This window comes from Nocardia cyriacigeorgica GUH-2 (assembly GCF_000284035.1).
In the GTDB taxonomy this organism is placed as follows: domain Bacteria; phylum Actinomycetota; class Actinomycetes; order Mycobacteriales; family Mycobacteriaceae; genus Nocardia; species Nocardia cyriacigeorgica_B.
On the sequence record NC_016887.1, the window covers coordinates 246,356 to 268,857 of the forward strand.

The window sequence follows — 22,502 nt, forward strand, 5'->3', positions numbered from 1 at the left end:
CGGAGCGGAGCCGGCCGAGGCGAGTCAGTCCAGCCGCGTGATCACCCCACCGCGCTGCCCGGCCTCCCGCAACTGCTCCAACCAGTCCTGATCACCCGGCCGGATACCGCTGATCTCCCAGCGCTCGGCCGTGTAATACCGCTGACGCGCATCGTGCCCGGCCTCGGTGAGATCAGCCAGCGATCCGTCCTCGGCCAGCACCTCGCGAGCCGCGCTCAACACCGTCAGCGTTTCGTCGAGCACCTCCAGCAGCGCCGACGCGTTGGGTTCACAGATCGCACGCACCAGGTCGGGCGCTGTCCCCGCGACCCGGGTGCCGTCCCGGAACGAGCCCGCGGCCAGCCCGAGGGCCAGCTCACCACCGCCCGCGCCGGCCAGCGCCAACGCCTCGGCCAGCACATGCGGCAGGTGCGAGATGCGGGCTACCGCGCGGTCGTGCTCCTCGGAAACCACCGGAACGACCACCGAGCCGCAGGCCAGTGCCAGTCGGACCACCCGGGTCCACGGCTGCTGGTGCGTACCGGCGTCGACGCCGACGGCCCAGGCCGCGCCCTGGAACAGGGTGGGATCAGTTGCCGCCCAGCCGGACTGCGAGGTACCCGCCATCGGATGCCCGCCGACGAAGCGCGCTGCCAGCCCGTGCCGCTGGACCGCCGCCGCGACCGGCGCTTTCACGCTCACCACATCGGTCAACGCGCATTCCGGTGCGAATGTGGCGACCGCCGACAGCATCTGATCCACCGCGGGCATCGGCACCGCGACCACGATCAGCGCATCGGTCTGCGCGGCCCGGGTCAGCACCGCAGGCAGGTCGCCGGTGACGTCGAACCCGTCCGCGCGAGCGGCCTCGGCACCCGCTTCCGACCGGTTGTATCCCCAGGCTTCGAATCCGGCGCCGACCGCCGCGCGCAGCAGCGATCCGCCGATCAACCCGGTCCCGAGAACGCATACGGGTGCTTGCTGGTCACCAGTCACCGGAACAGATTCGCATACGACTTCAACATTTGACCTCGAGCCGACTACCGTTGCGGCCATGGCAGCACAGCGCTCGGGCGGGAACAGGGCGGCGTCGGACGATTTCGACGACGTGGAAGGTTTCGCGGTAGCCGTTGTCCGTGAAGACGGCACCTGGCGGTGTAGTCCGCTGAGTTCGGCCGCGCTCACCAGCCTGGCCGCGGCCGAGGACGAGCTCAAGGCCCTGCGCAGCTCGGGCGCGGTATTCGGCCTGCTCGACGTCGACGACGAGTTCTTCATCGTGGTGCGTCCGGCCCCCGCCGGCACCCGGCTGCTGGTGTCGGATGCGACCGCCGCGATCGATTACGACATCGCCGCCGACGTGCTCGAGGCGCTGAACGTGGAGATCCCCGATATCGATCCGGACGAATTGGACGAAGTGGATCCGTGGGAGGAAGGCGATCTCGGTGTGCTCGCCGACCTCGGCCTGCCCGAGCCGGTCTTCAGCGTCATCCTCGCCGAGACCGACCTGTACCCCGACGAGCAACTCGGCATGATCGCCCAGCGCCTCGGCTTCGCCAACGAGCTGTCGGCCGTGCTGGACAAACTGCCGCGCTGAGGTGAGGCGAGTGCCGTTCGGGGCGTCGGCGGGTCCCGCTGAAGGGCCGGACCGTGATTCCGGTAGCGGCCCGCTCGCCGATCCCGGTCGAGTGTCTGCCGGAGAAGGTCGGGTGCAAGCACGCCCGATCCAAGCGCGTCCGTCCGACGCCGACATGGTCCGTGCCGCGATCGAAGCCGCCCGCGGCGCCGATCCGCGCGACGTCCCTGTGGGCGCAGTCGTCTTCGACGCCGACGGCCGCGAACTGGCCCGCGCCGCCAATGCCAGAGAGGCGCTCGGCGACCCGACTGCACACGCCGAGGTCCTCGCCCTGCGTCAGGCCGCGCAGATCCACGGCGACGGCTGGCGGCTGGAAGGCGCCACCCTCGCCGTCACCCTCGAGCCCTGCACCATGTGCGCGGGCGCCCTGGTGCTGGCCCGCGTCGGCCGCCTGATCTTCGGCGCCTGGGAACCCAAAACCGGCGCCGTCGGCTCCCTCTGGGACGTGGTCCGCGACCGCCGCCTCAACCACCGCCCCGAAGTCCGCGGCGGCATCCTCGAACCCGAATGCGCCGCCCTCCTCGACGCCTTCTTCCACTCCCAACGTTGAACCCCACCCGACCCCACCCTGACCTGTCGATTTAGCGATCAGCGCCGATTCCGGTAGCCTAGTCGGCGGTGGCGTGTCCGAGCGGCCTAAGGAGCACGCCTCGAAAGCGTGTGAGGGGTAACCCCCCTCCGAGGGTTCAAATCCCTCCGCCACCGCCAAAAAGCCCCTCGCCTGTTCACTCAGGCGAGGGGCTTTTTTCTGCGCGGCTCGTCGTTGGCCGGGGTGCGGGCTCACACACCGGGCGGGCTCACAGCAAACTCCTCGGACAGTCGCCGCCGCCGGAAGTTCCGTGGCGTTTCGCCGTACTCGGATTTGAACGCCGTCGAGAACCCGGCGCTGGTGAACCCGCAGCGTGCCGCGACCTCGGCAATGGATAGCGGCCCCGGACGCGCAAGCAGCTCCCGGGCGGCGCGCAGAGCCTCGGTCCGCCGTAGATCTCGATAGGTGATCCCCGTCTGATGCAGCACCAGCCGAAGTTGCCTCGGCGACCAGCCGAGCGCGCGAGCGACCGCGGGCAGCCGGACATCACCGGAGCCGAGGTTCGCTCGCACGAATGCTCGGATGGCGTCGACGGTTTCGGCCACATGCGACGGCTGTGGGCCGACGTCGCCGATGAGCATCAAGCACAGCAGCTCGGTGACCCGGTCACAGATGGCGTCGAATTCCAGCGTCGTCAGGGTCGATTGCGCGGCGAGCGTGGTGGCGAGCATGTTCAACACCACCCGGCCCAGCCCCGATGACATGTCCAGCACCGCCTCTGAGCTGCTGCCGGCGGGCAGTCGCTGCTCGAGCTGTGCGCGGGGCAGCAGCAGCGCATGCGCCGTCGAGCCGGGCAGCAGCACCCGGCACGTCCGGTCCAGTTCGAGGACGAACCCGTGGTGCGGCGGTACCCGGGTGAGCCGATCGGGCTGCTGGATGACGTATTCGCCGTGCTCGGGGAACACGATCCAGCAGTGATCGGTCGGTCCGCGCTGGATATGGGAGCGGATGCGGTTCATCAGGTGATCGCCGCGCTGCTGTGCGCGCAGCAGGGTGTAGCCCGAGGATTCCTGCACCGTGATCCGCGACCACCAGTTGGCCGGATCACGGTACCGGTGCTCGGCGGTCAGGAAATGGTCGGTGACCTCGGTCCACACCGCTGTGCTCGCTACGGTCAGCTCGGAGTACCGCATGACTCGGTCGTTCTGATGTCGATCTCCACGTGTGCGATCAGCGGTGGTCGCACCGAATTCTTCCAGCTTCCCGCCGGTGGGCGTACCTGCTCAATCAGCGGGCTGAAGCTGGACCGGCACGCAGAGCGGCCCATTGGTCATGAACTGCGGCGCGTACGGGATCTCCGTCGGGTCGCAGGCCAGCCGCAGGTCCGGGAACCGGCCGAACAAGGTGGCCAGCGCGATGCGAGATTCCAGCCGGGCCAGGTGTGCGCCGAGGCAGAAGTGCGGGCCGCGCCCGAATCCGAGCTGATCCGAATGATCGCGATCGAGGTCGAAGACATCGGCGTCCGGGTACTTCTGCGGATCGCGACCGACGCCGGCGTACCAGCCGACGATCGCACCGGCGGGGATATCGACACCGGCGATCCGGACATCGCGCAGGGCGTAGCGGTTGAACATGGCGCAGGCTGCGTTCCGGTAGCGCAGTGTCTCCTCGACGACCTCGGCCCACCGGTCGCCGGCGCGGGCCGCCGCGAGCTGTTCGGGATAGGTGTAGAGCGCCACCACCGCATTGCCGAGCAGATGCATGGTGGTCTCGTGCCCGGCCACGATGATGATCCACAGCATTTCGACCAGCTCGGCGTCGGCGAGTCCGTGTTCGGGCTGGGCCCGCACCAGATCCGAGGTCAGGTCGTCACCGGGATCGCTGTGCTTGTCGGCGACCAAGCCGCTCAGATAGCCGACCATTTCCTGCATGGCGGCCTGGGTCTGCTCCCCGGTGCTGTTGTGCGAGATGAGCGCGGCCGTCCAGCCCCGGAACTTCGGCCGGTCGCTGGTGGGCACCCCGAAGAGTTCGCAGATGACCGCGACCGGCAGCGGCATGGTGAAGCTGTCGACGAGATCGACCTCCGGCTGGTCGGCGAACTTGTCGATCAGGTCGTTGGTGAGCTGCTGGATGCGCGGTTCGAGCTGGGCGACGCGTGCGGGGGTGAAGGCGCGGGCGATGGCCCGGCGCATCCGCATGTGGTCGTTGCCGTCCATGTTGAGCAGGTGGTCGGCGTCGGTCAGTACGCGCAGCGGCCAGTCGGCCGGGATGGTCCCGTCGTGCATCGCGGGACAGTTCCTGGTGTTCTTGCTGAACAGTGTTCCGTCACCGGCCAGGACCTCGCTCACCGCTTGATGGCTCACCGCCATCCAAGCCCGAACCCCGCCCGGCAGTTCGTAGGGGACGATGGGCCCGGTGCGGATCATCCGGTCGAAGGTGTCGATAACGGGTTCGCCAGCGGTGGGCAGCTGGATGAGGGACTCGGTCATGCGGTTCTCCGTGCTGTGATCGGCCTCTGACTGCGCGCGTCGATGAGCGCTTGACGAGTGTCGGCCGCAGCCGGGCACCGCATCGACTCGATCGGCAATTTCTGCCCCGCAGCGAAATCCGTCGGTGCGAAATCCAAAAATCAGGTGCGTGGGGGCCGGGCGTTCAGTGCCGGCCGAGCCGGGCTCGCAACGCGTCGCCGAACCACGTGAACACCGGCCCCAGATCGGGCATCGGCGGCCATTCGTTGATGGTCGCAACCAGCTGCCAGTAGCGCTCCACCCGGCGATCGTTGGCGATCTCCAGGCGCTCGAGAATCCATCGGCGTTGGTCGGCGTCATCGGCGCGGCCGAAGGTTTGCGCGTACCGAGCGGTGAGAGCGTCGACGATCTCGGCAGCCGTTGCGGAACCCGGCGCCACACCGTCCGCGACAGCCCGGCCGACCTCTTCTCGGACGGCTTCGGTCAGCTCATGGTGCAGGCCGGTCGTATCGCCGGCGGCGCGTTCGGCGGCCTGGTACTCGGCCATCCGCCGCACCGCATCTCGGAAATCGGGGTCCTGGACCAGTTCCACCAGCTCCATCCACGCCTCGACCTGCCGCGGCGTCGGATCCTCCGGCAGCTCAGGCATGCTGGAGCGCAGCAGCTCGACCACCTCCGGATTTCCATCGACACCGCCGAAGGTGTCGTCGATGAAATCGTGGATGAACCGCTGCCGCTCTGCCTCCGACAACCGGACCAACTTGTGCATGAAATCCATCTCCTGTGCATTCGATTCCCGTTCGGCCACCGCCCGCAACACCGCCCGCCGCAACCGCAACACCCGTATCTGAGCGTCGACAGCCGCCGCGTGCGCCGCCGCAACCTCGGCCACGGACGTCTCTTTGGCAAGCACCCGCCGCACCGTCGCGAGATCCACCTCGAGTTCCCGCAACGTGCGCACCAGCTCCAGCCGCGCCAACGCAGCCATGTCGTAAAGCCGGTACCCGCCCGGGCTGTGCGTGGTCGCCGGAACAATCCCCTGATCGGAATAGAACCGAATCGCCTTGACCGTCAGCCCGGTCCGCTCGGCCATTTCCCCGATCGTGAAAAGTGCTCCGTCGTCCATGCGTCCAGCTTGCTGTCTCCCCTCGGTGGAGACGCAAACCTGCCCGCACACTCCACAACGAAACCGAGTCGCCACGCCAACCGCTGTACCTGCGCAGCGTCCCAGTCGGGCGCGGCACGTCAGCCGAATCGAGCAGCATCTCGATCGCTCGGCGTGGTGCCAGTACTCAGCGGCGTTGCGGGCCCGGCGGGTGTGCACGCAGCGGGTCGAGGCCGTTCAGCGCACCCGGCGATACATGATCGGCTGGGCGGCAACCTCGTTGGCAGCGAAGTTGGCCAGGACGAATGAGCGGAAGTGGGGGTGGAACAGGAGAGCGGGCAGGAAAGTGCGCAGGCTGGGCCAGCTGGCATGGTTGATGATGCTGTAGTCGGCCGGCTCGCCGGGGAGCGGTTGCATCAGAGCGGAATCGGGCAGGTCGGTGTTGCGCTGGAACCAGCCTGCGGTGTACTCCCAGACGTCGTAGTTGACGTCCACATCGGCGCAGTGGAAGTAGTTGAACAGGAACCAGCTGTCGGCATGGTGGTCGACGTCGGCGATACGCGCCGGGTTGCTCGCCGCGAGCTGATGCAGGTGCTGAGCGCGGGCAGCCAGGATCTCGGTCAGTTCGCGCCAGACCGGGTCGGTGCGCACTGATTCGATCGCCGCCACGGTGGTGGTGCGAATCAACACCACGAGGTCATAACGCGCGGGCCGTACCCCGTTGCGCCGCAGCAGGTCGGCTCCTTCCCCCGGTGGGCGCAGGGCCGCGCGGAAGGCGGTGGCTTCGGCAACCTCGGGGTGATCGGCCAATCGTTCGACTACCGGAGCGATCCGGGAGAGCAGCCGCTTACGTGCGGGCGAGGGGAGAGCGATCGGGCCGGCCCAGCTGCCGATTTCGGCGGCGAGCAACAGGAAACCGTTATCCGTCGGCTCCATGAGGTCGGCCTTGATGGCGAGGTGTTCGTTGACGATCTGCATATCGAGTCCTCGGTTGGAAGATTAGGGCCGGAGTCAGCGACGGTCGAGCCCGGACAGCCGCCAGGCCAGTCGGCGCCGCACCGCAGGCACCTTGCCTGCGGCTCGCATGGCTGCGTTGCGGATCGGCCGCTTACGGGCCGATGCTGTCGCCATATCGGTCAACCGGCCCGCCATCGACACCACGTTCTGTGCGGTGCGGCGGCGCGCTGCGGCGAGGTCGTCGAGGAGGGCGTCCGGTTCGCCGCCGAGCACGCGCGACAGGGCCTCCGCGGAGGTGATCGCATCTTCGATGCCGAGGTTCATGCCCTGACCGCCGGCCGGTGAATGCACGTGGCCCGCGTCGCCTGCCAGCAGGATCCGGCCGAGGCGGAAGCTGTCGGCGATGCGGTGGTGCACGCGGAACCGTGAACCCCAGACCACTTCTTCGACCACTGCCGGGTGGGCAAGCGGGCCGCGTTCGTCCAGGAGCCGCTGCACGAAGGAGACATCGGGGTCGTGTGGTGCCTCGTCGACGGTGGCGACGATGCGGTACATGTCGTCCGGCAGCGGTGCGACTACAACCAGGCCTGCGGGGGAGAAGTACAGGATCACCTCGTTCTGCGGCACGCCGCCGGACAGCCGGACGTCGGCGAGGGTGAACGATTCGGCGTAGGTGCCGCCGGTGAATCCGATGCCTGCCTGATCGCGCACCAGGCTGTGCATGCCGTCGGCGCCGATGAGGTAGCGGGCGCGGATCTGCTTGCCGTCCTCGAAGGTCGCGGTGACGCCGTCGGCGTCCTGGACGACCTCGGTCACGGTGGCGGGTCGGACCACCTTTCCGCCGAGCTCGGAAAGCCTTGCCAGCAGAAACTTTTCGGTGTCGGCCTGGGAGATCATCAGGGTGTAGGGGAAGGCGGTGGGCAGGTCGCTGAACGGGACGCCGATCAGCAGCTCGTCGCGATCGCGGATGGTGAACGTGGGGGTGTGCAGGCCCCGGTCGACGAGCGCGGGTGTCACGCCGTAGGGCTCGAGCAGTTCGAGTGTGTGTGGATGCACGACGGCGGCCCGTGAGGTGTTCGCGCCTTCGCTCTGACTGTCGACGATGACGACATCGTGGCCGAGTTGTTCGAGCACGACCGCTGCGGTCAGGCCGACCGGCCCGGCTCCGACGATCAGGACGTCTGCGATGGAGTTGGTCATTTCGGTACCCCTCAGAAAGTCAACAACTGTTGGCATTCAAGGTAGGGGTGCGAATGAGCGTTGTCAACAGTTGTTGGCCTACACTTGTTGACATGAGAAGGTCCTCGGAAGAAACGAAGGCGGTCATCCTGGCCGCCGCCCGCGAGCGCTTCGCCGCCGACGGATACGACCGGGCCACCATCCGGGCCATCGCGGGAGACGCCGGGATCGACCCCGCAATGGTGATGCGCTACTTCGGCAACAAGGAGCGGCTGTTCGCCGCGGCCGCCGAGTTCGATCTGGAACTACCCGATCTGACCGCAGTGCCACGGGAGCAGATCGGTGAAACACTGGTCGCGCATTTCCTCGAGCGCTGGGAGCGTGATGAAGGGTTGCTGATCCTGCTGCGCGCCGGGGTCACGAATGAGGCCGTGGCCGAGCGGATGCGCTCGATCTTCGCGGCCCAGTTGGGTCCGGTGGTAGCGCTGACGGCCGACGATATCCAGCAGGCGCCGATGCGGGCAGGCCTGGCTGCCTCGCAAATCCTGGGGATGGCGCTGTGCCGGTTCGTGCTGGCCTTTCCGCCGCTGGCGGGTATGACTCGGCAGGAAGTCGTCGCGTGGATCGGCCCGACGATCCAGCGCTACCTGACCGGACCGTCCTAGTTGCTGGAACCGCCCGCCGACAGCGACAGCAGAAGGCAGTCGATATGCGGTCCGCCGGGGTGGCAGCCCGGGTTGTAGATCGGCGCGGTCTGCTCGGCGGGCGCGGGCTCGAGCGGAATGGCCGAAGCCGGCACCGCAGCAGCCAGTGGTGCCAGCAGGAGTGCGCCTGCGACAGTCGCGATACGAAGATGGTTGCGCATGGTTGTCCTTGTCGGGTGGGGATTGCGTACCGAAAAGGTATTGGCGCGAACGGTATTGGTGACAGACCGTAGAACGGGTGGCACCAGGCTCAGGGTTCGGTTCGATGCGGCCCGGAGCGCTCGGCGGTGGCTCGCCGGGTGGCCTCGAGGTAGCCGAGCACCAGCGGGCGAATATCGTCACGGCGGCGCGCTACCGCCAGTTCGGCCGGGGCCACACCGTGGATCGGCCGCACCACCACCTCGTCGCGGGCGATCAGCGGCGCATTGCCCGCCGCGAGCAACACTAGGCCCAACCCGGCGGCGACGGCTTCGTGGGTCTCTTCCGCACTGGTGATCTCCGCGCCGATCAGCGGCGGCCGCCCACTCCGAGCGTCCAGGGCCAGCCAGTAGTCGCGGAGCGCACCCGCTTCCGCGGGCAAGGCGAGGAACGGCTCGTCGATGACGTCGGCGAAGTCGATGACCTCCCGCTCGGCCAGCCGATGTGAGGCGGGCAGCGCGATATTGCGCGGTTCGTGCGCCACGACCACGGTCTCGAACCGCTCCTGCTCGGGCAGCGGCAACCAGACGAAGGCCACATCGGTGCTGCCGTCGGCCAGCCCGGCCGTGGGATCGCTCCATCCGATCTGCCGCAACGTAATGCTGACCTGCGGGAATTGCTCGGTCATCCGGGAGCGGATGGCCGGGAGCAGGCCGCGGCTCGGGCTGGTGCTCATACCGATGACGAGGGTCGCCGCCTGGGCGATCTTCGCGGCGTCGACGGCTGCGCGGGCGCTCGTCCATTCGGCCAGAATGGTGCGGGCGTGCGGGAGCAGAGCGGCGCCGACCGGGGGCAACGCGACGCTGCGCCGGTCACGTTCGAACAGCGGGGCGCCGAGCTGACGTTCCAGCGCGCGGATCTGCTTGCTCAAGGCGGGCTGGGAGATGAACAGCCGTTCCGCCGCCCGGCCGAAGTGCAGTTCCTCGGCGACCGCGACGAAATAGCCGAGATCCCGGCCGTGCACATCCATAACCAATGGTTATCACAAAGGGTCTTGGACGGGCGACCCCACGCCGGGCCAGGATAGAACCATGAACGAACCCAAGGTATGGCTGATCACCGGCGCGACAAGCGGTTTCGGTCGCGCACTCACCGAAGCCGCCATCGCGGCAGGCGATACGGTCGTCGCGGCCGTGCGCCGTCCGGAAGCACTCGACGCCCTTGTCGCCGCCCATCCGGACCAGGTCGATCCGGTGCAGCTCGACGTCACCGATGTCGCTCGCGCCGAGGCGGTGGTGGCCGACGTCCTCGCTCGCCACGGCCGCATCGACGTGCTGGTCAACAATGCGGGCCGCACCCAGGTCGGCGCCGTGGAAGCCACCACCGACACCGAACTGCGCGACCTGTTCGACGTGCACTTCTTCGGCCCCTCGGCCCTGATCCGCGCCGCGCTCCCGTCGATGCGCGAACGTCGCAGCGGTGCCATCGTCAACCTGAGCAGCATGGGCGGCCAACTGTCGTTCGCCGGCTTCGGCGCCTACAGCGCAACGAAATTCGCGCTCGAAGGGCTGTCGGAAGCCCTCGCCGACGAGGTCAAGGATTTCGGCATCAAGGTGCTCGTCGTGGAGCCGGGCTCGTTCCGCACCAACCTGTTCGGCAAGAACGCCGCCTACTTCAGCGCCGACCACCCCGCCTACGCCGAGACCGTCGGCGCCACCAAGCAATTCGTACAGAGCGGCGACGGCGGCCAGGCCGGTGATCCGGCCAAGGCAGCCGCGGCCATCATCACCGCACTGAACGCCGACCAGACCCCGCTGCGCCTGCCGCTCGGCAGCGACGCCGTCGACGCCATCGTCGGCCACCTCGACGGAGTCCGCGCAGAACTGGACGAGTGGGAGAAGACCGCCCGAGACACCGCCTTCGACGAGTAGCGGCCAAACAGCGATGCTGGGCCTCGACCGTCGATACGCAGGTCCGATCGCTTTCCGATGCGAGAATCCTTACCCGAGTGGTCACAGAGGGCTTGGTCCTCACGGCCCCGGGCTGAATACTGGTTCATAGCGCCCGACACAGCTCGAGGGGCGCGGGCACACAGCCGAACTTCGCTCGGTCGGGCCGATACCCACCGACCGGGCATCAGCGGTCGGTTCGGCCGTGATGGTGACAACCCACCAGCCCGGCTGGGTGATAGCCGGACGCCGGGCCGGGTACCCCATCGGTACTCGGAGACGGAAGGAAGCGATTGCCATGCGCGAGCCTTCGATTCGCGCCAGATCGTCGCGCGGCTTCGGCGCGAGCCTGTTGAGTTTGTTGGTGATGGTGTGGTTGGTGATCGGTTTCGTCGCCGCCTTCCAGCGCGACTATTTCACCGCAGCCCCGGCCGAATGCCGCGATTTCGCCACCATCGCATTGACCGTGGTCGCGGGCCCGCTCAACTACGCGGGCCTCAATCCGAAGGTCGAGCACTGCACACTGCCGGAACCGAGCCAGTAGCTCGGTGACCGGGTCCCACCCGTCGGTGAACGGCCGGCGAGGGGGCACCTGTGCGGCGGGGGAGAAACGAGCGAACCCCGCCCGGAGCACCGGACGGGGTTCGCGTGGTATTCGAGGCGGGTCGATCAGACCCCGGCTTCCACCGGCTTCTTCGCCGCTTCGGCATCACGCTGCTGCAGTTCGCGCAGCTTGGTGCCTTCCACGTCGATGTCCGGCAGGATCTTGTCCAGCCAGGCCGGCAGCCACCAGGCCCACTTGCCCATCAGCACCAGCAGCGACGGGATCAGCACCATCCGGACCAGGAAGGCGTCGAAGAACACGCCCGCCGCCATCGCGAAGCCCATGGACTTCGAGGTGATGTCCGGCGAGAGCATGAACCCGGCGAACACCGAGATCATGATGACCGCGGCCGAGGTGACCACGCGCGCACCGTGGTGGTAGCCGTCGATCATCGCGTCCTTCGGCGACTTGCCGTGCACGAATTCCTCGCGCATGCGGGTCACCAGGAACACCTGGTAGTCCATCGCGAGACCGAACACGATGCCGATCAACATGATGGGCAGGAAGCTGATGATCGGGTGGGTGTCCTCGATCAGGCCGAGCGCGCCCTCCTGGAAGAACAGCACCGTCACACCGAAGGTGGCCGCCATCGACAACAGGAAGCCGAGTGCGGCGGTCAGCGGCACCAGGATCGACCGGAACACCAGCACCAGCAGCAGGAACGCCGCGCCGGCCACGATCGCCAGATAGGGCACGATGCTGGCGAGCAGCACGTGGTTGACGTCGGCGTAGATCGCGGTCTCACCGGTGATGCCGTATTCCATGCCGTACTTCGCGGTGAACTCACCCTCGGCATCGCGGACGTCGGCGACCAGATCCTGGGTGGCCTCACTGTTCGGGCCGGACTTCGGCACCGCCATGAACAGCGCCGCCTGCCCGTCCTCGCTCGGCTGCGCGGTGGTCAGGTAGTCCATGTCCTCGTAACCGGAGAGCCGGTCACGCAGTTCGGACAGCGCGGGCTCGCGCTGGTCCTGCGGCACTTCGGACAGGTCGACGGCCACCACGAGCATGCCGTTCTTGCCTTCGCCGAAGCCCTCGGTCTGCAACTCGTAGGCCTTGCGCATCGACGAGTCCTTGGGCGCGCTGTCGCCGCCGGGCAGACCCAGGTTCAGGTTCACCGCCGGTGCGGCGAGCGCACCGAGCACCACAACGCACAGCGCCAGGGTGATGGCCGGAGCCTTGGCGATGAGCTTGGCGAAGCGCATGCCGTTGGTGACCGAGCTGTCGTCCTCGGGGTCGTGCTTGGCGACGAACGGAACCTTCGGCTTGAACAGGAACCGGCCGAACGCACCCATCAGTGCGGGCAGCAGGGTGATCGCGGTGACGACGGCGAACGCCGCGGCGATCGCACCACCGATACCCATGGCGGTCAGGAAGCTGACGCCGACGATGCTCAGGCCCAGCAGCGCGATGAGCACGGTCAGGCCGGCGAACACCACCGCCGAACCCGCGGTGCCGACCGCGACACCGGCGGCCTCTTCCGGCGAGTCCTGCACGACGAGCTCGTGCTTGTACCGGGAGACGATGAACAGCGCGTAGTCGATCGACAACGCCAGACCGATCATCGACGCCAGGATCGGGGTGAAGGTCGGGACCGCGGTGAGCGAGGTGCCCATCACGATCACCAGGCCGGCCGCGCCGACACCGACGATGCCGGTGATGATCGGCACGAAGGCCGCGATCAGCGCACCGAAGGCGATGATCATGACGATCAGCGCGACGCCGATGCCGATCATCTCGGCGGTGCCCTGCTCGGGCTGTTCCTGGGCCAGCACGCCGGTCATCGCGACGGTCAGGCCGGCCTTTTCGGCCTGCTCGGCCACGGCCTCGGCGGCCTCGCGGTGCTCGGGCTTGACGTCGGAGAATTCCGCCATCGTGAACGGCACGGTGATCACCGCGACGGTGCCCGGCTTCTGCTCGTTCAGCACGTTCAGCGGTGCACCCGAGCACATGCCCTGGAAATCGGGAGCCTCGGGGTTGTCGAGGCAGTTGGGGGACGGGATCGGCGGGGTCTGGCCGGGTTCCAGGGCGGCCATGGCCTCGGCCTGTGCCTTGGCGGCCTCCGGGCTGGCGGGCATCATCTGCGTCGCCGTGACCGGGTTCACGATCGGCTGGCTGTGATCGACGATCTCCTGGTCACCCAGCTTCGGCGCGTTCAGCGTCTGCACCATCGCGTCGAGAGCGGCCATGTTGTTCGGATCGGAGAGCTTGCCGTCCTTGGCGGCGATCACGTAGGTCGCGGTGATCGCGTCGATGCTGAAGCCCTCCGCGTACTGCGGCATGTGCTCTTCGAGGATTTCGGTGGCGCGCTCGGACGGCAGGCCGGGCATGTCGAATTTGTCCTGGAACGGCTTGGCCAGGGTTGCCGCGGCCCCGCCGAGCAGCACCAAAAGGAGCAGCCAGACGGGCAGCACTATCCATTTCCGGCGGAAAGCGAACTTTCCCCATCGGTATAGATAAACGGACACGGGGGTCTCTCCTAGCTATCGCTGGGCTTGCTTGGGGTCGATTCAATTGCTGGAGCGTGTAGACAGCACCTCTGCCGCGGGTGCTTGCCGTCCCCGCCTCCAATTGACGCGCTCTGCCTACCGTGCGGTAGGTAGACTACCGGAGGAACTAACCGGAGGCACAACCTCAATATCTCGGGCACCCGGAGCCGGGCAGAACAGTGATGAGAGGATCATCCCATGACCATCCGTGAGTCGACGGACGCCGTTGTCGCAGGTGGAGGCACTAAACAGGCCATCCGAGACGCCGCCGTCGAACTGTTCACCAACAAGGGCTTCGAACAGACGAGCCTGCGCGAAGTGGCAGATGCGGTGGGAATCACAAAGGCGTCGCTCTACTATCACTACGCTTCCAAGCTCGATCTGCTGCTGGCGATCATCGATCCGGTGATCGACCACATGCGTTCGGTGGTCGAGGACATCGACGCCGTGCCGTACAACCCCGAGGGCATCCGCGCGGTGCTGCGCGCCTATGTGCGCGGCATGGTCCGCCACCGCGACGCCGGCGCCATGTGCATGCGCGACACCGTCGCGATCGTCAACGCCATGGCCGACCGCTACCCCGATGTCGCCGAGAGCACCAGGCAGTTGCGGCGCTGGCTGGCCGGCCCCGACCCCACCGACGAGGCCCTGCTGCGGGCCAGTGCCGCGCTGGAAATCCTCGGCGTGGCGCTGCTGTCCACCGAGGTGGTGCCGGACGCGCCGGACGAGCTGGTGGAAAAGACCCTCCTCGATGCCGCCACCTGCGTCCTGACCGCGCACCGGGCCGCGTAGATTCGACGCGTCAGTCGATACGTCAGGAGCAGGATGCACATCACCGCGAAGGTCGACCACGCGGTGCGAACGTTGCTCGAGATCGCCGAGGCGGCGGGCACCGGCGCGGCGGTGAAGGCCGAGACCATCGCCTCGGCGCAGCGGATCGCCCCGAAGGTGCTCGAAGGGGTGCTGGCCGAGCTGCGCCGCGCCGGGCTGGTGACCAGCAGGCGCGGCCCCGACGGCGGCTATCGGCTGGCGCGCCCGGCCGCCGCCATCTCCATCGCCGACGTCATCCGCGGCATCGAAGGCCCGCTGGCCTCGGTGCGCGGTGAGCGCCCCGAGGACGTGCGCTATCCCGGTGCCGCCGAACCCTTGCAGAAGGTATGGATCGCGCTGCGGGTCAATATCCGGGCCGTCCTCGAGGACGTCTCGATCGCCGATATCGCCGAGAACCGGCTGCCGGGATTCATCGACACGCTGACCGCCGACCCCGGCGCGTGGGTGCGCCGCGAGCCCCGCGACGATCAGGAATTGCTCGGCCGCGCCTGACACGGCGCCGTTTCCGGACAGTTCGGACACGCGACCAGTCCGGCCGAAATGTGCTCGTCACGGCCGCGAAAATCCCGGTAGCCTCCATTCATCATGTTGATCTCACTGCTTCGCACCTATCTGGCGCCGTATCGAGCGCAGCTCGCGGGAGTGGTCGCGTTGCAGCTGATCTCGGTCATCGCGATGCTCTACCTGCCCAGCTTGAACGCCGACATCATCGATGAGGGCGTCACCAAGGGCGATATCGGCTTCATCTGGCGCACCGGCCTGTGGATGCTGGTGGTCACCGGTGTGCAGATCGTGGCCTCGGCCGCCTCGGTCTACCTGGCCGCACAGGCCGCGATGGGCGGCGGACGCGATCTGCGTGGCGCGCTGCTGCACCGGGTCGGCACGTTCTCCGCACGTGAGGTGGGCAGCTTCGGCGCACCGTCGCTGATCACCCGCAATACCAACGATGTCCAGCAGGTGCAGCTGCTGATCGTGATGGCCGCGACCATCCTGGTCATGGCCCCGATCATGTGCATCGGCGGCATCATCATGGCGCTGCGCGAGGACCTGAAGCTGTCCTGGGTACTGCTGATCGCGGTGCCCGCGCTCGGGCTGAGCATGGCGCTGATCATCGCCAGGATGGTGCCCGGCTTCCGGGAGATGCAGGCCAGGATCGACGGGGTGAACCGGGTGCTGCGCGAGCAGATCACCGGCATCCGGGTGGTCCGGGCCTTCGTCCGGGAACGGCAGGAGACCTGGCGTTTCGGGGTGGCCAACACCGAACTCACCGACACCTCGCTGCGGGTCGGCCGGTTGATGGCGCTGATGTTCCCGACGGTCATGCTGATCAGCAACGTCACCGCCGTCGCGGTGATCTGGTTCGGCGGGCACCTGGTGGATTCGGGCGAAATGCAGATCGGCTCGCTCACCGCGCTGCTCGCCTACATCATGCAGATCCTGATGGCGGTCATGATGGCCTCGTTCCTCGCCATGATGGCTCCGCGCGCCGCGGTCTCCGCCGACCGCATCGGCGAGGTCCTGCAGACCCGCTCCTCGGTGCACCCGCCGGCGAATCCGCAGCCGTTCCGCGAGGATCCGGCCGAAGTCGACGTGCAGTTCGCCGAATTCAGCTATCCGGGCGCCGAGAAGCCGGTCTTGCACGCGATCCGGTTCCGGGTCGGCCCCGGCCAGACCACCGCCATCGTCGGCTCCACCGGATCGGGCAAGACCACCCTGATCAACCTGATTCCGCGCCTGATCGACGTCACCGACGGCGCGGTCTACGTCGGCGGCACCGATGTGCGCCACCTCGACCTGGAACAACTGCGCGGCCAGATCGGGCTGGTGCCGCAGAAGGCGTACCTGTTCTCGGGCACCATCGCGAGCAATCTCCGCTACGGCAACCCCGATGCCTCCGATGACGAACTGTGGCGCTGCCTGGAAATCGCGCAGGCCGCCGACTTCGTCCGGGAGATGCCCGAGGGCCTGGAAACGCCGGTCGCCCAGGGCGGCACGACGGTCTCCGGCGGGCAGCGTCAGCGGCTGGCCATTGCCCGCGCCCTGGTCCGCAAGCCGCGCATCTACCTGTTCGACGATTCGTTCTCCGCGCTCGACGTCGCCACCGACGCCCGGCTGCGCGAGGCGCTACGCCCGGAAACCCGCGACGCCGCGGTCATCATCGTGGCCCAGCGCATCGCCACCATCCGCGACGCCGACCAGATCGTCGTCCTCGAAGACGGCGCCATGGCCGGCATCGGCACCCATGAGCAACTGCTGCGGGACTGCCCGGAGTACCAGGAAATCGTCGAATCGCAGCTGAGCGTGGAGGAGGCCCGATGAGGCCGGGGGCGGTTCCGGGCGCACCGGACAGCAAGCCGAAATCCTTCGGCCCGTCACTGAAGCGACTGCTGCGCAGGCTCGCTCCGGAGCGGATCAACGTCATCGCGATCGTGACGCTGGTGATCGTGTCGGTGGTGCTCAACACCCTCGGCCCGTACATCCTCGGCCAGGCCACCAACCTGGTGTTCGACGGCGTCGTCGGCAAGCAGCTGCCCGCCGGCCTCAGCAAGGAACAGGCGATCGAGGGCCTGCGCGCCCAGGGCGACGACACGCTGGCCGACATGCTCGCGGGTATGGATGTGGTGCCGGGCGTCGGCGTCGATTTCGACGCGGTGGGCCGGGTGCTGCTGCTGGTGCTGGTGCTCTACCTCGGCGCGGCGCTGTTCAGCTGGTTGCAGGGTTTCCTGCTCAACAATGTCATCAACCGCACCGTGAAGCGGCTGCGCAGCGATGTCGAAGACAAGATCCACCGGCTGCCGCTGCGCTATTTCGACTCCGCGCCGCGCGGCGATGTGCTCAGCCGCGTCACCAACGACGTCGACAATGTCTCGCAGAGCTTGCAGCAGACCATGAGCCAGCTGCTGAACTCGGTGTTCTCGGTGCTCGGCATCCTGGTGATGATGTTCTGGATCTCGCCGCTACTGGCGCTGATCGCCCTGCTGACGGTGCCCGCTGCCATCGTGGTGACCACCCAGATCGCCAAGCGCTCCAAGCCGCACTTCGTCGACCAGTGGAAGTACACCGGTCTGGTGAACGCCCAGGTCGAGGAGGCCTACACCGGCCACGAGATCGTCACCGCGTTCGGCCGCAGCCGCGAGGTCGGCGAGGAGTTCGACAAGCGCAACGACCAGCTCTACCAGTCCAGCTTCAAGGCGCAGTTCATTTCCGGCCTGATCATGCCGGCGATCATGTTCCTCGGGAACGTCAACTATGTGCTGGTCGCGCTGGTCGGCGGGTTGCGGGTGGCCACCGGTCAGCTCTCCCTCGGTGAGGTGCAGGCGTTCATCCAGTACTCCCGGCAGTTCAGCCAGCCGCTGACCCAGATCGGCGCGATGGCGAACCTGCTGCAATCCGGCGTCGCCTCGGCCGAGCGGATCTTCGAGATCCTCGACGCCGAGGAGCAGAGCCCGGATCCGGTGATGGAGGACGTGCGCCCGGTCGACCGCGGGCGCGTGGAATTCGAGGCGGTGTCGTTCGGGTACGAGCCGGGCAAGCCGGTGATCGAACGGCTGTCGCTGGTCGCCGAGCCCGGCCATGTGGTCGCCATCGTCGGCCCGACCGGGGCGGGCAAGACCACGCTGGTGAATCTGCTCATGCGGTTCTACGAACTCGACGCGGGCACCATCACCATCGACGGCGTCGACATCACCGACATCACCCGCGACCATCTGCGTTCCCGCATCGGCATGGTGTTGCAGGACACCTGGCTGTTCAAGGGCACCATCCGGGAGAACATCGCCTACGGCAACCCGAATGCCAGCGAATACGACATCCTCGCCGCGGCCCGCGCCGCCTACGTGGACCGGTTCGTGCACGCCCTGCCCGACGGCTACGACACCGTCATCGACGAGGAGGGCACCGGGGTCAGCGCCGGTGAGAAGCAGCTCATCACCATCGCGCGGGCGTTCCTGGCCAAGCCGTCGATCCTGATCCTGGACGAGGCCACCAGCTCCGTCGACACCCGCACCGAGCTGCTGGTGCAGCATGCCACGGCCGCGCTGCGCCGCGACCGCACCAGCTTCGTCATCGCGCACCGGCTCTCCACCATCCGCGACGCCGACGTCATCGTGGTGATGGAGAAGGGCCAGATCGTCGAGCTCGGCAGTCATGAGCGGCTGCTGGAGAACCGCGGCGCCTACTACCGGCTCTACAGCGCCCAGTTCGCCGCCGCGGCCGCCGACGCGTGACCCGGCGGTTGTCCGGATCGCACGCTCCCACGGTCCCGCCTGTGAGGACGCGCCGCCCCTGCTGCGAAGATGGGCGACGTGTCCGACCGCGATAAATTCTCCTTCACCGTGGGTACCCGCCTCGACGGGCAGTACGGGCGCACCGGGGTGATCAGCACCCCGCACGGCGATATCGCCACCCCCGCGTTCATCCCGGTAGGCACCAAGGCCACGGTCAAGGCCGTGCTGCCGGAGACCATGCGCGAGATCGGCGCGCAGGCCCTGCTCGCCAACGCCTACCACCTCTACCTGCAGCCCGGCGCCGACATCGTCGACGAGGCCGGCGGGCTGGGCCGGTTCATGAACTGGCCGGGCCCCACTTTCACCGACAGCGGCGGGTTCCAGGTGATGTCGCTGGGTGTCGGGTTCAAGAAGGTGCTGGCCATGGAGGCGGTCGACGTGCGCAGCGACGACGTCATAGCCAAGGGCAAGGAACGCCTGGCCACCGTCGACGACGACGGCGTCACCTTCCGCTCCCACCTCGACGGCTCCAAGCACCGCTTCACCCCCGAGGTGTCGATGGGCATCCAGCATCAGCTCGGCGCCGATATCATGTTCGCCTTCGATGAGCTGACCACCCTGCTCAATACCCGTGCCTACCAGGAGAAATCCCTGCAACGCACGCACGAGTGGGCGCAGCGCTGCATCGACGAACACGAACGGCTCACCCACGCCCGCAGCCATCGCCCGTATCAGGCGCTGTTCGCGGTGATCCAGGGCGCGCAGTACGAGGACCTGCGCCGCAAGGCCTGCCGCGAGCTGGAAGCCATTCGCGGCCAGGACGGCACCGAATTCGACGGCTACGGCATCGGCGGCGCGCTGGAGAAGCACAATCTCGGCACCATCGTCGGCTGGTGCAGCGCCGAACTGCCCGAACACAAACCGCGCCACATGCTCGGCATCAGCGAACCGGAGGACATGTTCACCGCGGTCGCCAACGGCGCCGACACCTTCGACTGCGTCAATCCCTCACGGGTGGCCCGCAATGCGGCGATCTACGTCGACGGCGGCCGGTTCAACATCAACACCAGCCGTTTCCGTCGCGATTTCACCCCGATCGACGACAACTGCGACTGCTACACCTGCGCCAACTACACCCGCGCCTACCTGCATCACCTGTTCAAGGCCAAGGAGATGCTGGCCGCCACGCTGTGCACGATCCACAACGAGCGCTTCACCATCCGGCTGGTCGACCGGATCCGCGAGAGCATCGACGGCGGGTACTTCGAGGAATTCCAGGCCGAGACGCTGGGCCGTTGGAAGGGGCGGATCACCGCGCCTTAGACCGCAGCCTTTCGCCGGGCGGACGGCGGGCGCGGCGGCATCCGGCCGTGGCCACCCCGCCGGTGACCACAGCCGCGACGCCTAGGAATGCAGCGGATCGAGTTCCTTTGGCGCGTAACTCGGTTCGTGCTTCTTCAGCAGCGCGATCACCTGATAGGTGACGGGCATGACGACGATCTCGACCAGCGTCTTCCACAGGAAGCCGACGATCACGTAGTTGATGAACTGCTCCCAGCTGTCGATGCCGATGGCGGTGGCGGCGATCGAGCAGAAGATCAGGGTGTCGGCGAGCTCGCCGACCACGGTGGAGCCGATCAGCCGGGCCCACAGATGCTTTTCCCTGGTCCGCTCCTTGATCAGCACCAGCGTCGCGGAGTTCAGCAACTGGCCGACGAAGTACCCGGCCAGTCCGGCGGCCACCAGCTGCGGCGTGGTGCCGAGGACGGTGCGGAAGGCCTCTTGATTTTCGTAGAACCCGGCGGGCGGCAGCTGGATCGCGAGGGCGAAGCAGGCCACCATCAGCAGCAGGGCGCCGAAGCCGTAGTAGATGGCGCGGCGGGTGGCGCGGAAGCCGTAGACCTCGCTGAGCACGTCGCCGAGGATGTAGGCCAGCGGGAACAGGAAGAACGCGCCGTCGGTGGTGATGGGCAGTACCTCGATCGGGCCGAGGCTCACCGATTGGTCGGTGAAGAATTGCACGCCCTTGGTCGCGCAGACATTGGAGATGATCAGCGTGGCCGTGAACAGGGCCACGATGAGGGTGTAGTAGCCCCGCGCGACCTGGGCGAATGCCGCATGGTCCGGCGCGGGGCGTCCAGACCCCTCGTGATCGGCGGGTTTGTTCGAATCACTCACCCGACTCATCCAACCAGGTTTGCCATATGGTGTAGCCATGACCAATCCCGGCGATTCCGACGAGTGGTGGAAGCAGTACGGCGGCCAAGGCGTGTCGTCGGAGTCAGGTGGTGCCGGTTCGGTCCCGCAGTACCCCGCAGCCGAGCAGCCCGGCTACCCGTCCGGGCAGCAGTATCCCGCTGCGCCGCAATATCCCTCGCAGCCGGGCGCGGGTGCGCCGCCGCAGTATCCGTCCGGTTCGCAGCCCCAGTATCCGGCTGCTCCGCCGCCGGCCTACCCGGCGTATCAGCAGCCCGCACCGGATCCGTACGCGCAGCAGCCGTACCCGCAGCAGGGGTACGGCTATCCGTATCAGGCCGGATACCCGGGCTACGGGATGCCGCCGCAGGGCACCAACGGGATGGCCATCGGCGCGCTGATCACCTCGTGCATCGGTGTGCTGTGCTGTGGATTGTTCGTGGTGTCGGCGGTCGGGTTGATTCTCGGGGTCGTCGCGCAGAAACAGATCGATCAGACCGGCCAGGAAGGTCGCGGGTTCGCGCAGGCGGCGATCTGGGTCGGCGCGGTCAGCATCGGGCTCGGTGTGATCATGTGGATCCTCAACATCATCGGCATCGTCGCGGGGCCGTAATAGCTGGAGTCCGGTCGACGGCCGGGTAGGTCGAAGGGGCCGAACGGTCGAGTCGGCCGCCTCGCGCCGCGTTGAACCGATGTGCGGCTGACCGCGGAAACAACGAAGGGGCGCACCGGTTTCGGCGCGCCCCTTGTTGTCGAGTTTCAGCGCGGTCAGCCCTTGACGACCTGCGTTCCGCCGGCGAACTTGTCGTGCCAACCCTGCTTGTTCGGGTCCTGCTCGATGGTGATGGCCATGTAGATGGCGAGGCCGAGGCTGGCCAGCTGGCCCAGGCACGGGATGATGTTGACGATCAGGTAGATGTTGCGCTTGATCGAGACCTCGGGGCTGATCTTGGGCGCCCCACCCGGCGCGATGACGCGCAGGCCGAGGATCTTCTTGCCCAGGGTTGTGCCCATGTTGGTCTCGCACAGCACGAAGTACGCGCTGACGATCGCGAAGTACAGGATCCACGCGAGGATCGAGCCGAACAGGCTGTTGATCGCGAACACGATGACGAAGTAGACGATGCTGGCCGGGATACCGGCGATGATCCCGTCGATGAACCGCGCACCGAAGCGAGTCAGCAGATCACCCGGCTGCCCACCGAATCCCGGCTGCTGGCCGTACTGCCCGTAGCCCTGCTGGCCGTACTGCTGCTGCGCGTACGGATCCTGCTGACCGTACTGCGCCTGCTGCCCGTACTGACCCTGCTGGGCGTAGGGATCCTGCGGCTGCCCATACGGCTGCTGCTGACCGAACTGCGGCTGGCCGTAGGGCTGCTGCGGCTGCTGACCGTACGGCTGCTGCGGCGGCTGCTGGTCGTACTTCGGCTGCTCGCCGTACTGGGGCTGCTGGCCGAATTGCGGCTGCCCGCCCTGCGGATACTGGTTGGGGTCGTACCCACCGCTTGTCATAAG

22 protein-coding genes and 1 tRNA gene are annotated in these 22,502 nt (G+C 67.5%); 12 read left to right on the forward strand and 11 right to left on the reverse strand.

Annotation, left to right across the window (positions count from 1 at the left end):
• Positions 1-24 precede the first annotated feature (24 nt).
• A complete protein-coding gene (locus NOCYR_RS01090; protein WP_048832549.1) occupies positions 25-975 on the reverse strand; it encodes a prephenate dehydrogenase in 951 nt (316 codons plus the stop codon).
• Between the two features lie 58 nt (positions 976-1,033).
• Here NOCYR_RS01090 and NOCYR_RS01095 point away from each other — a divergent pair, with 58 nt between their 5' ends.
• From NOCYR_RS01095 to NOCYR_RS01105, 3 genes are all read left to right on the forward strand, one after another.
• Positions 1,034-1,573, forward strand: coding sequence for a tRNA adenosine deaminase-associated protein (locus NOCYR_RS01095; RefSeq protein WP_014348511.1), 540 nt, complete (start codon positions 1,034-1,036; stop codon positions 1,571-1,573).
• A gap of 154 nt (positions 1,574-1,727) precedes the next feature.
• Entirely contained in the window at positions 1,728-2,162 is a 435-nt protein-coding gene (locus NOCYR_RS01100) for a nucleoside deaminase (protein WP_048833833.1), read from the forward strand.
• A gap of 67 nt (positions 2,163-2,229) precedes the next feature.
• A tRNA-Ser gene (locus NOCYR_RS01105) sits at positions 2,230-2,320 on the forward strand.
• A gap of 72 nt (positions 2,321-2,392) precedes the next feature.
• Here the strand turns inward: NOCYR_RS01105 and NOCYR_RS01110 are convergent.
• From NOCYR_RS01110 to NOCYR_RS01130, 5 genes are all read right to left on the reverse strand, one after another.
• Positions 2,393-3,334 carry an AraC family transcriptional regulator gene (locus NOCYR_RS01110; RefSeq protein WP_014348513.1) on the reverse strand — a complete coding sequence of 314 codons (942 nt, stop codon included), beginning with the start codon at positions 3,332-3,334 and terminating at the stop codon, positions 2,393-2,395.
• Between the two features lie 90 nt (positions 3,335-3,424).
• Positions 3,425-4,630, reverse strand: a complete 1,206-nt coding sequence (locus NOCYR_RS01115; protein WP_014348514.1) for a cytochrome P450 family protein — start codon at positions 4,628-4,630, stop codon at positions 3,425-3,427.
• 163 nt (positions 4,631-4,793) lie between these two features.
• A complete protein-coding gene (locus NOCYR_RS01120) occupies positions 4,794-5,735 on the reverse strand; it encodes a MerR family transcriptional regulator (RefSeq protein WP_014348515.1) in 942 nt (313 codons plus the stop codon).
• A gap of 216 nt (positions 5,736-5,951) precedes the next feature.
• Entirely contained in the window at positions 5,952-6,692 is a 741-nt protein-coding gene (locus tag NOCYR_RS01125; RefSeq protein WP_014348516.1) for a hypothetical protein, read from the reverse strand.
• Positions 6,693-6,725: 33 nt separating this feature from the next.
• Positions 6,726-7,871: an FAD-dependent oxidoreductase gene (locus NOCYR_RS01130; RefSeq protein ID WP_014348517.1), complete on the reverse strand. Its 1,146-nt coding sequence runs from the start codon at positions 7,869-7,871 to the stop codon at positions 6,726-6,728.
• A gap of 92 nt (positions 7,872-7,963) precedes the next feature.
• Between NOCYR_RS01130 and NOCYR_RS01135 the strand changes: the two genes are divergently transcribed.
• Entirely contained in the window at positions 7,964-8,515 is a 552-nt protein-coding gene (locus tag NOCYR_RS01135; protein ID WP_014348518.1) for a TetR family transcriptional regulator, read from the forward strand.
• On the opposite strand, the gene NOCYR_RS01140 is transcribed toward NOCYR_RS01135, so the two are convergent.
• Both NOCYR_RS01140 and NOCYR_RS01145 read right to left on the reverse strand, forming a co-directional pair.
• Positions 8,512-8,715 carry a hypothetical protein gene (locus tag NOCYR_RS01140; RefSeq protein WP_014348519.1) on the reverse strand — a complete coding sequence of 68 codons (204 nt, stop codon included), beginning with the start codon at positions 8,713-8,715 and terminating at the stop codon, positions 8,512-8,514. The two genes, NOCYR_RS01135 and NOCYR_RS01140, sit on opposite strands and share 4 nt — an antisense overlap.
• Before the next feature lie 89 nt (positions 8,716-8,804).
• Positions 8,805-9,722 carry a LysR family transcriptional regulator gene (locus NOCYR_RS01145; protein ID WP_014348520.1) on the reverse strand — a complete coding sequence of 306 codons (918 nt, stop codon included), beginning with the start codon at positions 9,720-9,722 and terminating at the stop codon, positions 8,805-8,807.
• A gap of 61 nt (positions 9,723-9,783) precedes the next feature.
• Between NOCYR_RS01145 and NOCYR_RS01150 the strand changes: the two genes are divergently transcribed.
• Together NOCYR_RS01150 and NOCYR_RS01155 are read left to right on the forward strand one after the other, a co-directional pair.
• Complete coding sequence (locus tag NOCYR_RS01150) at positions 9,784-10,623, forward strand: oxidoreductase (protein WP_014348521.1); 840 nt, start codon at positions 9,784-9,786, stop codon at positions 10,621-10,623.
• A gap of 316 nt (positions 10,624-10,939) precedes the next feature.
• Positions 10,940-11,185 carry a hypothetical protein gene (locus tag NOCYR_RS01155; RefSeq protein WP_014348522.1) on the forward strand — a complete coding sequence of 82 codons (246 nt, stop codon included), beginning with the start codon at positions 10,940-10,942 and terminating at the stop codon, positions 11,183-11,185.
• 125 nt (positions 11,186-11,310) lie between these two features.
• Here the strand turns inward: NOCYR_RS01155 and NOCYR_RS01160 are convergent, their stop codons facing one another.
• Positions 11,311-13,713 carry an MMPL family transporter gene (locus tag NOCYR_RS01160; protein ID WP_048832552.1) on the reverse strand — a complete coding sequence of 801 codons (2,403 nt, stop codon included), beginning with the start codon at positions 13,711-13,713 and terminating at the stop codon, positions 11,311-11,313.
• 219 nt (positions 13,714-13,932) lie between these two features.
• Here NOCYR_RS01160 and NOCYR_RS01165 point away from each other — a divergent pair, with 219 nt between their 5' ends.
• The 5 genes from NOCYR_RS01165 (at position 13,933) to tgt (ending at position 20,114) form a co-directional block, all read left to right on the forward strand.
• Positions 13,933-14,526: a TetR/AcrR family transcriptional regulator gene (locus NOCYR_RS01165; RefSeq protein WP_014348524.1), complete on the forward strand. Its 594-nt coding sequence runs from the start codon at positions 13,933-13,935 to the stop codon at positions 14,524-14,526.
• 33 nt (positions 14,527-14,559) lie between these two features.
• Positions 14,560-15,057 carry an RrF2 family transcriptional regulator gene (locus NOCYR_RS01170; RefSeq protein ID WP_014348525.1) on the forward strand — a complete coding sequence of 166 codons (498 nt, stop codon included), beginning with the start codon at positions 14,560-14,562 and terminating at the stop codon, positions 15,055-15,057.
• 93 nt (positions 15,058-15,150) lie between these two features.
• Positions 15,151-16,884, forward strand: a complete 1,734-nt coding sequence (locus tag NOCYR_RS01175) for an ABC transporter ATP-binding protein (protein WP_014348526.1) — start codon at positions 15,151-15,153, stop codon at positions 16,882-16,884.
• Entirely contained in the window at positions 16,881-18,791 is a 1,911-nt protein-coding gene (locus tag NOCYR_RS01180) for an ABC transporter ATP-binding protein (RefSeq protein WP_014348527.1), read from the forward strand. The genes NOCYR_RS01175 and NOCYR_RS01180 overlap by 4 nt, the downstream gene beginning before the upstream one ends.
• 69 nt (positions 18,792-18,860) lie before the next feature.
• Entirely contained in the window at positions 18,861-20,114 is a 1,254-nt protein-coding gene (gene tgt / locus NOCYR_RS01185; RefSeq protein ID WP_014348528.1) for a tRNA guanosine(34) transglycosylase Tgt, read from the forward strand.
• Between the two features lie 81 nt (positions 20,115-20,195).
• Here tgt and NOCYR_RS01190 read toward each other — a convergent pair whose 3' ends face one another.
• On the reverse strand, positions 20,196-20,978 hold the full coding sequence (locus NOCYR_RS01190; protein WP_048832554.1) for a queuosine precursor transporter: 783 nt from the start codon (positions 20,976-20,978) through the stop codon (positions 20,196-20,198).
• Between the two features lie 28 nt (positions 20,979-21,006).
• Between NOCYR_RS01190 and NOCYR_RS01195 the strand changes: the two genes are divergently transcribed.
• Positions 21,007-21,600, forward strand: coding sequence for a DUF4190 domain-containing protein (locus NOCYR_RS01195; RefSeq protein WP_014348530.1), 594 nt, complete (start codon positions 21,007-21,009; stop codon positions 21,598-21,600).
• 155 nt (positions 21,601-21,755) lie between these two features.
• Here NOCYR_RS01195 and NOCYR_RS01200 read toward each other — a convergent pair whose 3' ends face one another.
• Entirely contained in the window at positions 21,756-22,499 is a 744-nt protein-coding gene (locus NOCYR_RS01200; RefSeq protein WP_014348531.1) for an RDD family protein, read from the reverse strand.
• Positions 22,500-22,502 lie beyond the last annotated feature (3 nt).

What these genes read in the sequence shown, in the direction of transcription:
- NOCYR_RS01135 (WP_014348518.1), top strand. Translation starts at nt 7,964, where the DNA reads ATGAGAAGGTCCTCGGAAGAAACGAAGGCGGTCATCCTGGCCGCCGCC.
- NOCYR_RS01200 (WP_014348531.1), bottom strand. Translation starts at nt 22,499, where the DNA reads ATGACAAGCGGTGGGTACGACCCCAACCAGTATCCGCAGGGCGGGCAG.
- NOCYR_RS01150 (WP_014348521.1), top strand. Translation starts at nt 9,784, where the DNA reads ATGAACGAACCCAAGGTATGGCTGATCACCGGCGCGACAAGCGGTTTC.
- NOCYR_RS01110 (WP_014348513.1), bottom strand. Translation starts at nt 3,334, where the DNA reads ATGCGGTACTCCGAGCTGACCGTAGCGAGCACAGCGGTGTGGACCGAG.
- NOCYR_RS01145 (WP_014348520.1), bottom strand. Translation starts at nt 9,722, where the DNA reads ATGGATGTGCACGGCCGGGATCTCGGCTATTTCGTCGCGGTCGCCGAG.
- NOCYR_RS01140 (WP_014348519.1), bottom strand. Translation starts at nt 8,715, where the DNA reads ATGCGCAACCATCTTCGTATCGCGACTGTCGCAGGCGCACTCCTGCTG.
- NOCYR_RS01170 (WP_014348525.1), top strand. Translation starts at nt 14,560, where the DNA reads ATGCACATCACCGCGAAGGTCGACCACGCGGTGCGAACGTTGCTCGAG.
- NOCYR_RS01115 (WP_014348514.1), bottom strand. Translation starts at nt 4,630, where the DNA reads ATGACCGAGTCCCTCATCCAGCTGCCCACCGCTGGCGAACCCGTTATC.
- NOCYR_RS01165 (WP_014348524.1), top strand. Translation starts at nt 13,933, where the DNA reads ATGACCATCCGTGAGTCGACGGACGCCGTTGTCGCAGGTGGAGGCACT.
- NOCYR_RS01120 (WP_014348515.1), bottom strand. Translation starts at nt 5,735, where the DNA reads ATGGACGACGGAGCACTTTTCACGATCGGGGAAATGGCCGAGCGGACC.
- tgt (WP_014348528.1), top strand. Translation starts at nt 18,861, where the DNA reads ATGGGCGACGTGTCCGACCGCGATAAATTCTCCTTCACCGTGGGTACC.
- NOCYR_RS01130 (WP_014348517.1), bottom strand. Translation starts at nt 7,871, where the DNA reads ATGACCAACTCCATCGCAGACGTCCTGATCGTCGGAGCCGGGCCGGTC.
- NOCYR_RS01125 (WP_014348516.1), bottom strand. Translation starts at nt 6,692, where the DNA reads ATGCAGATCGTCAACGAACACCTCGCCATCAAGGCCGACCTCATGGAG.
- NOCYR_RS01095 (WP_014348511.1), top strand. Translation starts at nt 1,034, where the DNA reads ATGGCAGCACAGCGCTCGGGCGGGAACAGGGCGGCGTCGGACGATTTC.
- NOCYR_RS01100 (WP_048833833.1), top strand. Translation starts at nt 1,728, where the DNA reads ATGGTCCGTGCCGCGATCGAAGCCGCCCGCGGCGCCGATCCGCGCGAC.
- NOCYR_RS01155 (WP_014348522.1), top strand. Translation starts at nt 10,940, where the DNA reads ATGCGCGAGCCTTCGATTCGCGCCAGATCGTCGCGCGGCTTCGGCGCG.
- NOCYR_RS01175 (WP_014348526.1), top strand. Translation starts at nt 15,151, where the DNA reads ATGTTGATCTCACTGCTTCGCACCTATCTGGCGCCGTATCGAGCGCAG.
- NOCYR_RS01190 (WP_048832554.1), bottom strand. Translation starts at nt 20,978, where the DNA reads ATGAGTCGGGTGAGTGATTCGAACAAACCCGCCGATCACGAGGGGTCT.
- NOCYR_RS01180 (WP_014348527.1), top strand. Translation starts at nt 16,881, where the DNA reads ATGAGGCCGGGGGCGGTTCCGGGCGCACCGGACAGCAAGCCGAAATCC.
- NOCYR_RS01195 (WP_014348530.1), top strand. Translation starts at nt 21,007, where the DNA reads ATGACCAATCCCGGCGATTCCGACGAGTGGTGGAAGCAGTACGGCGGC.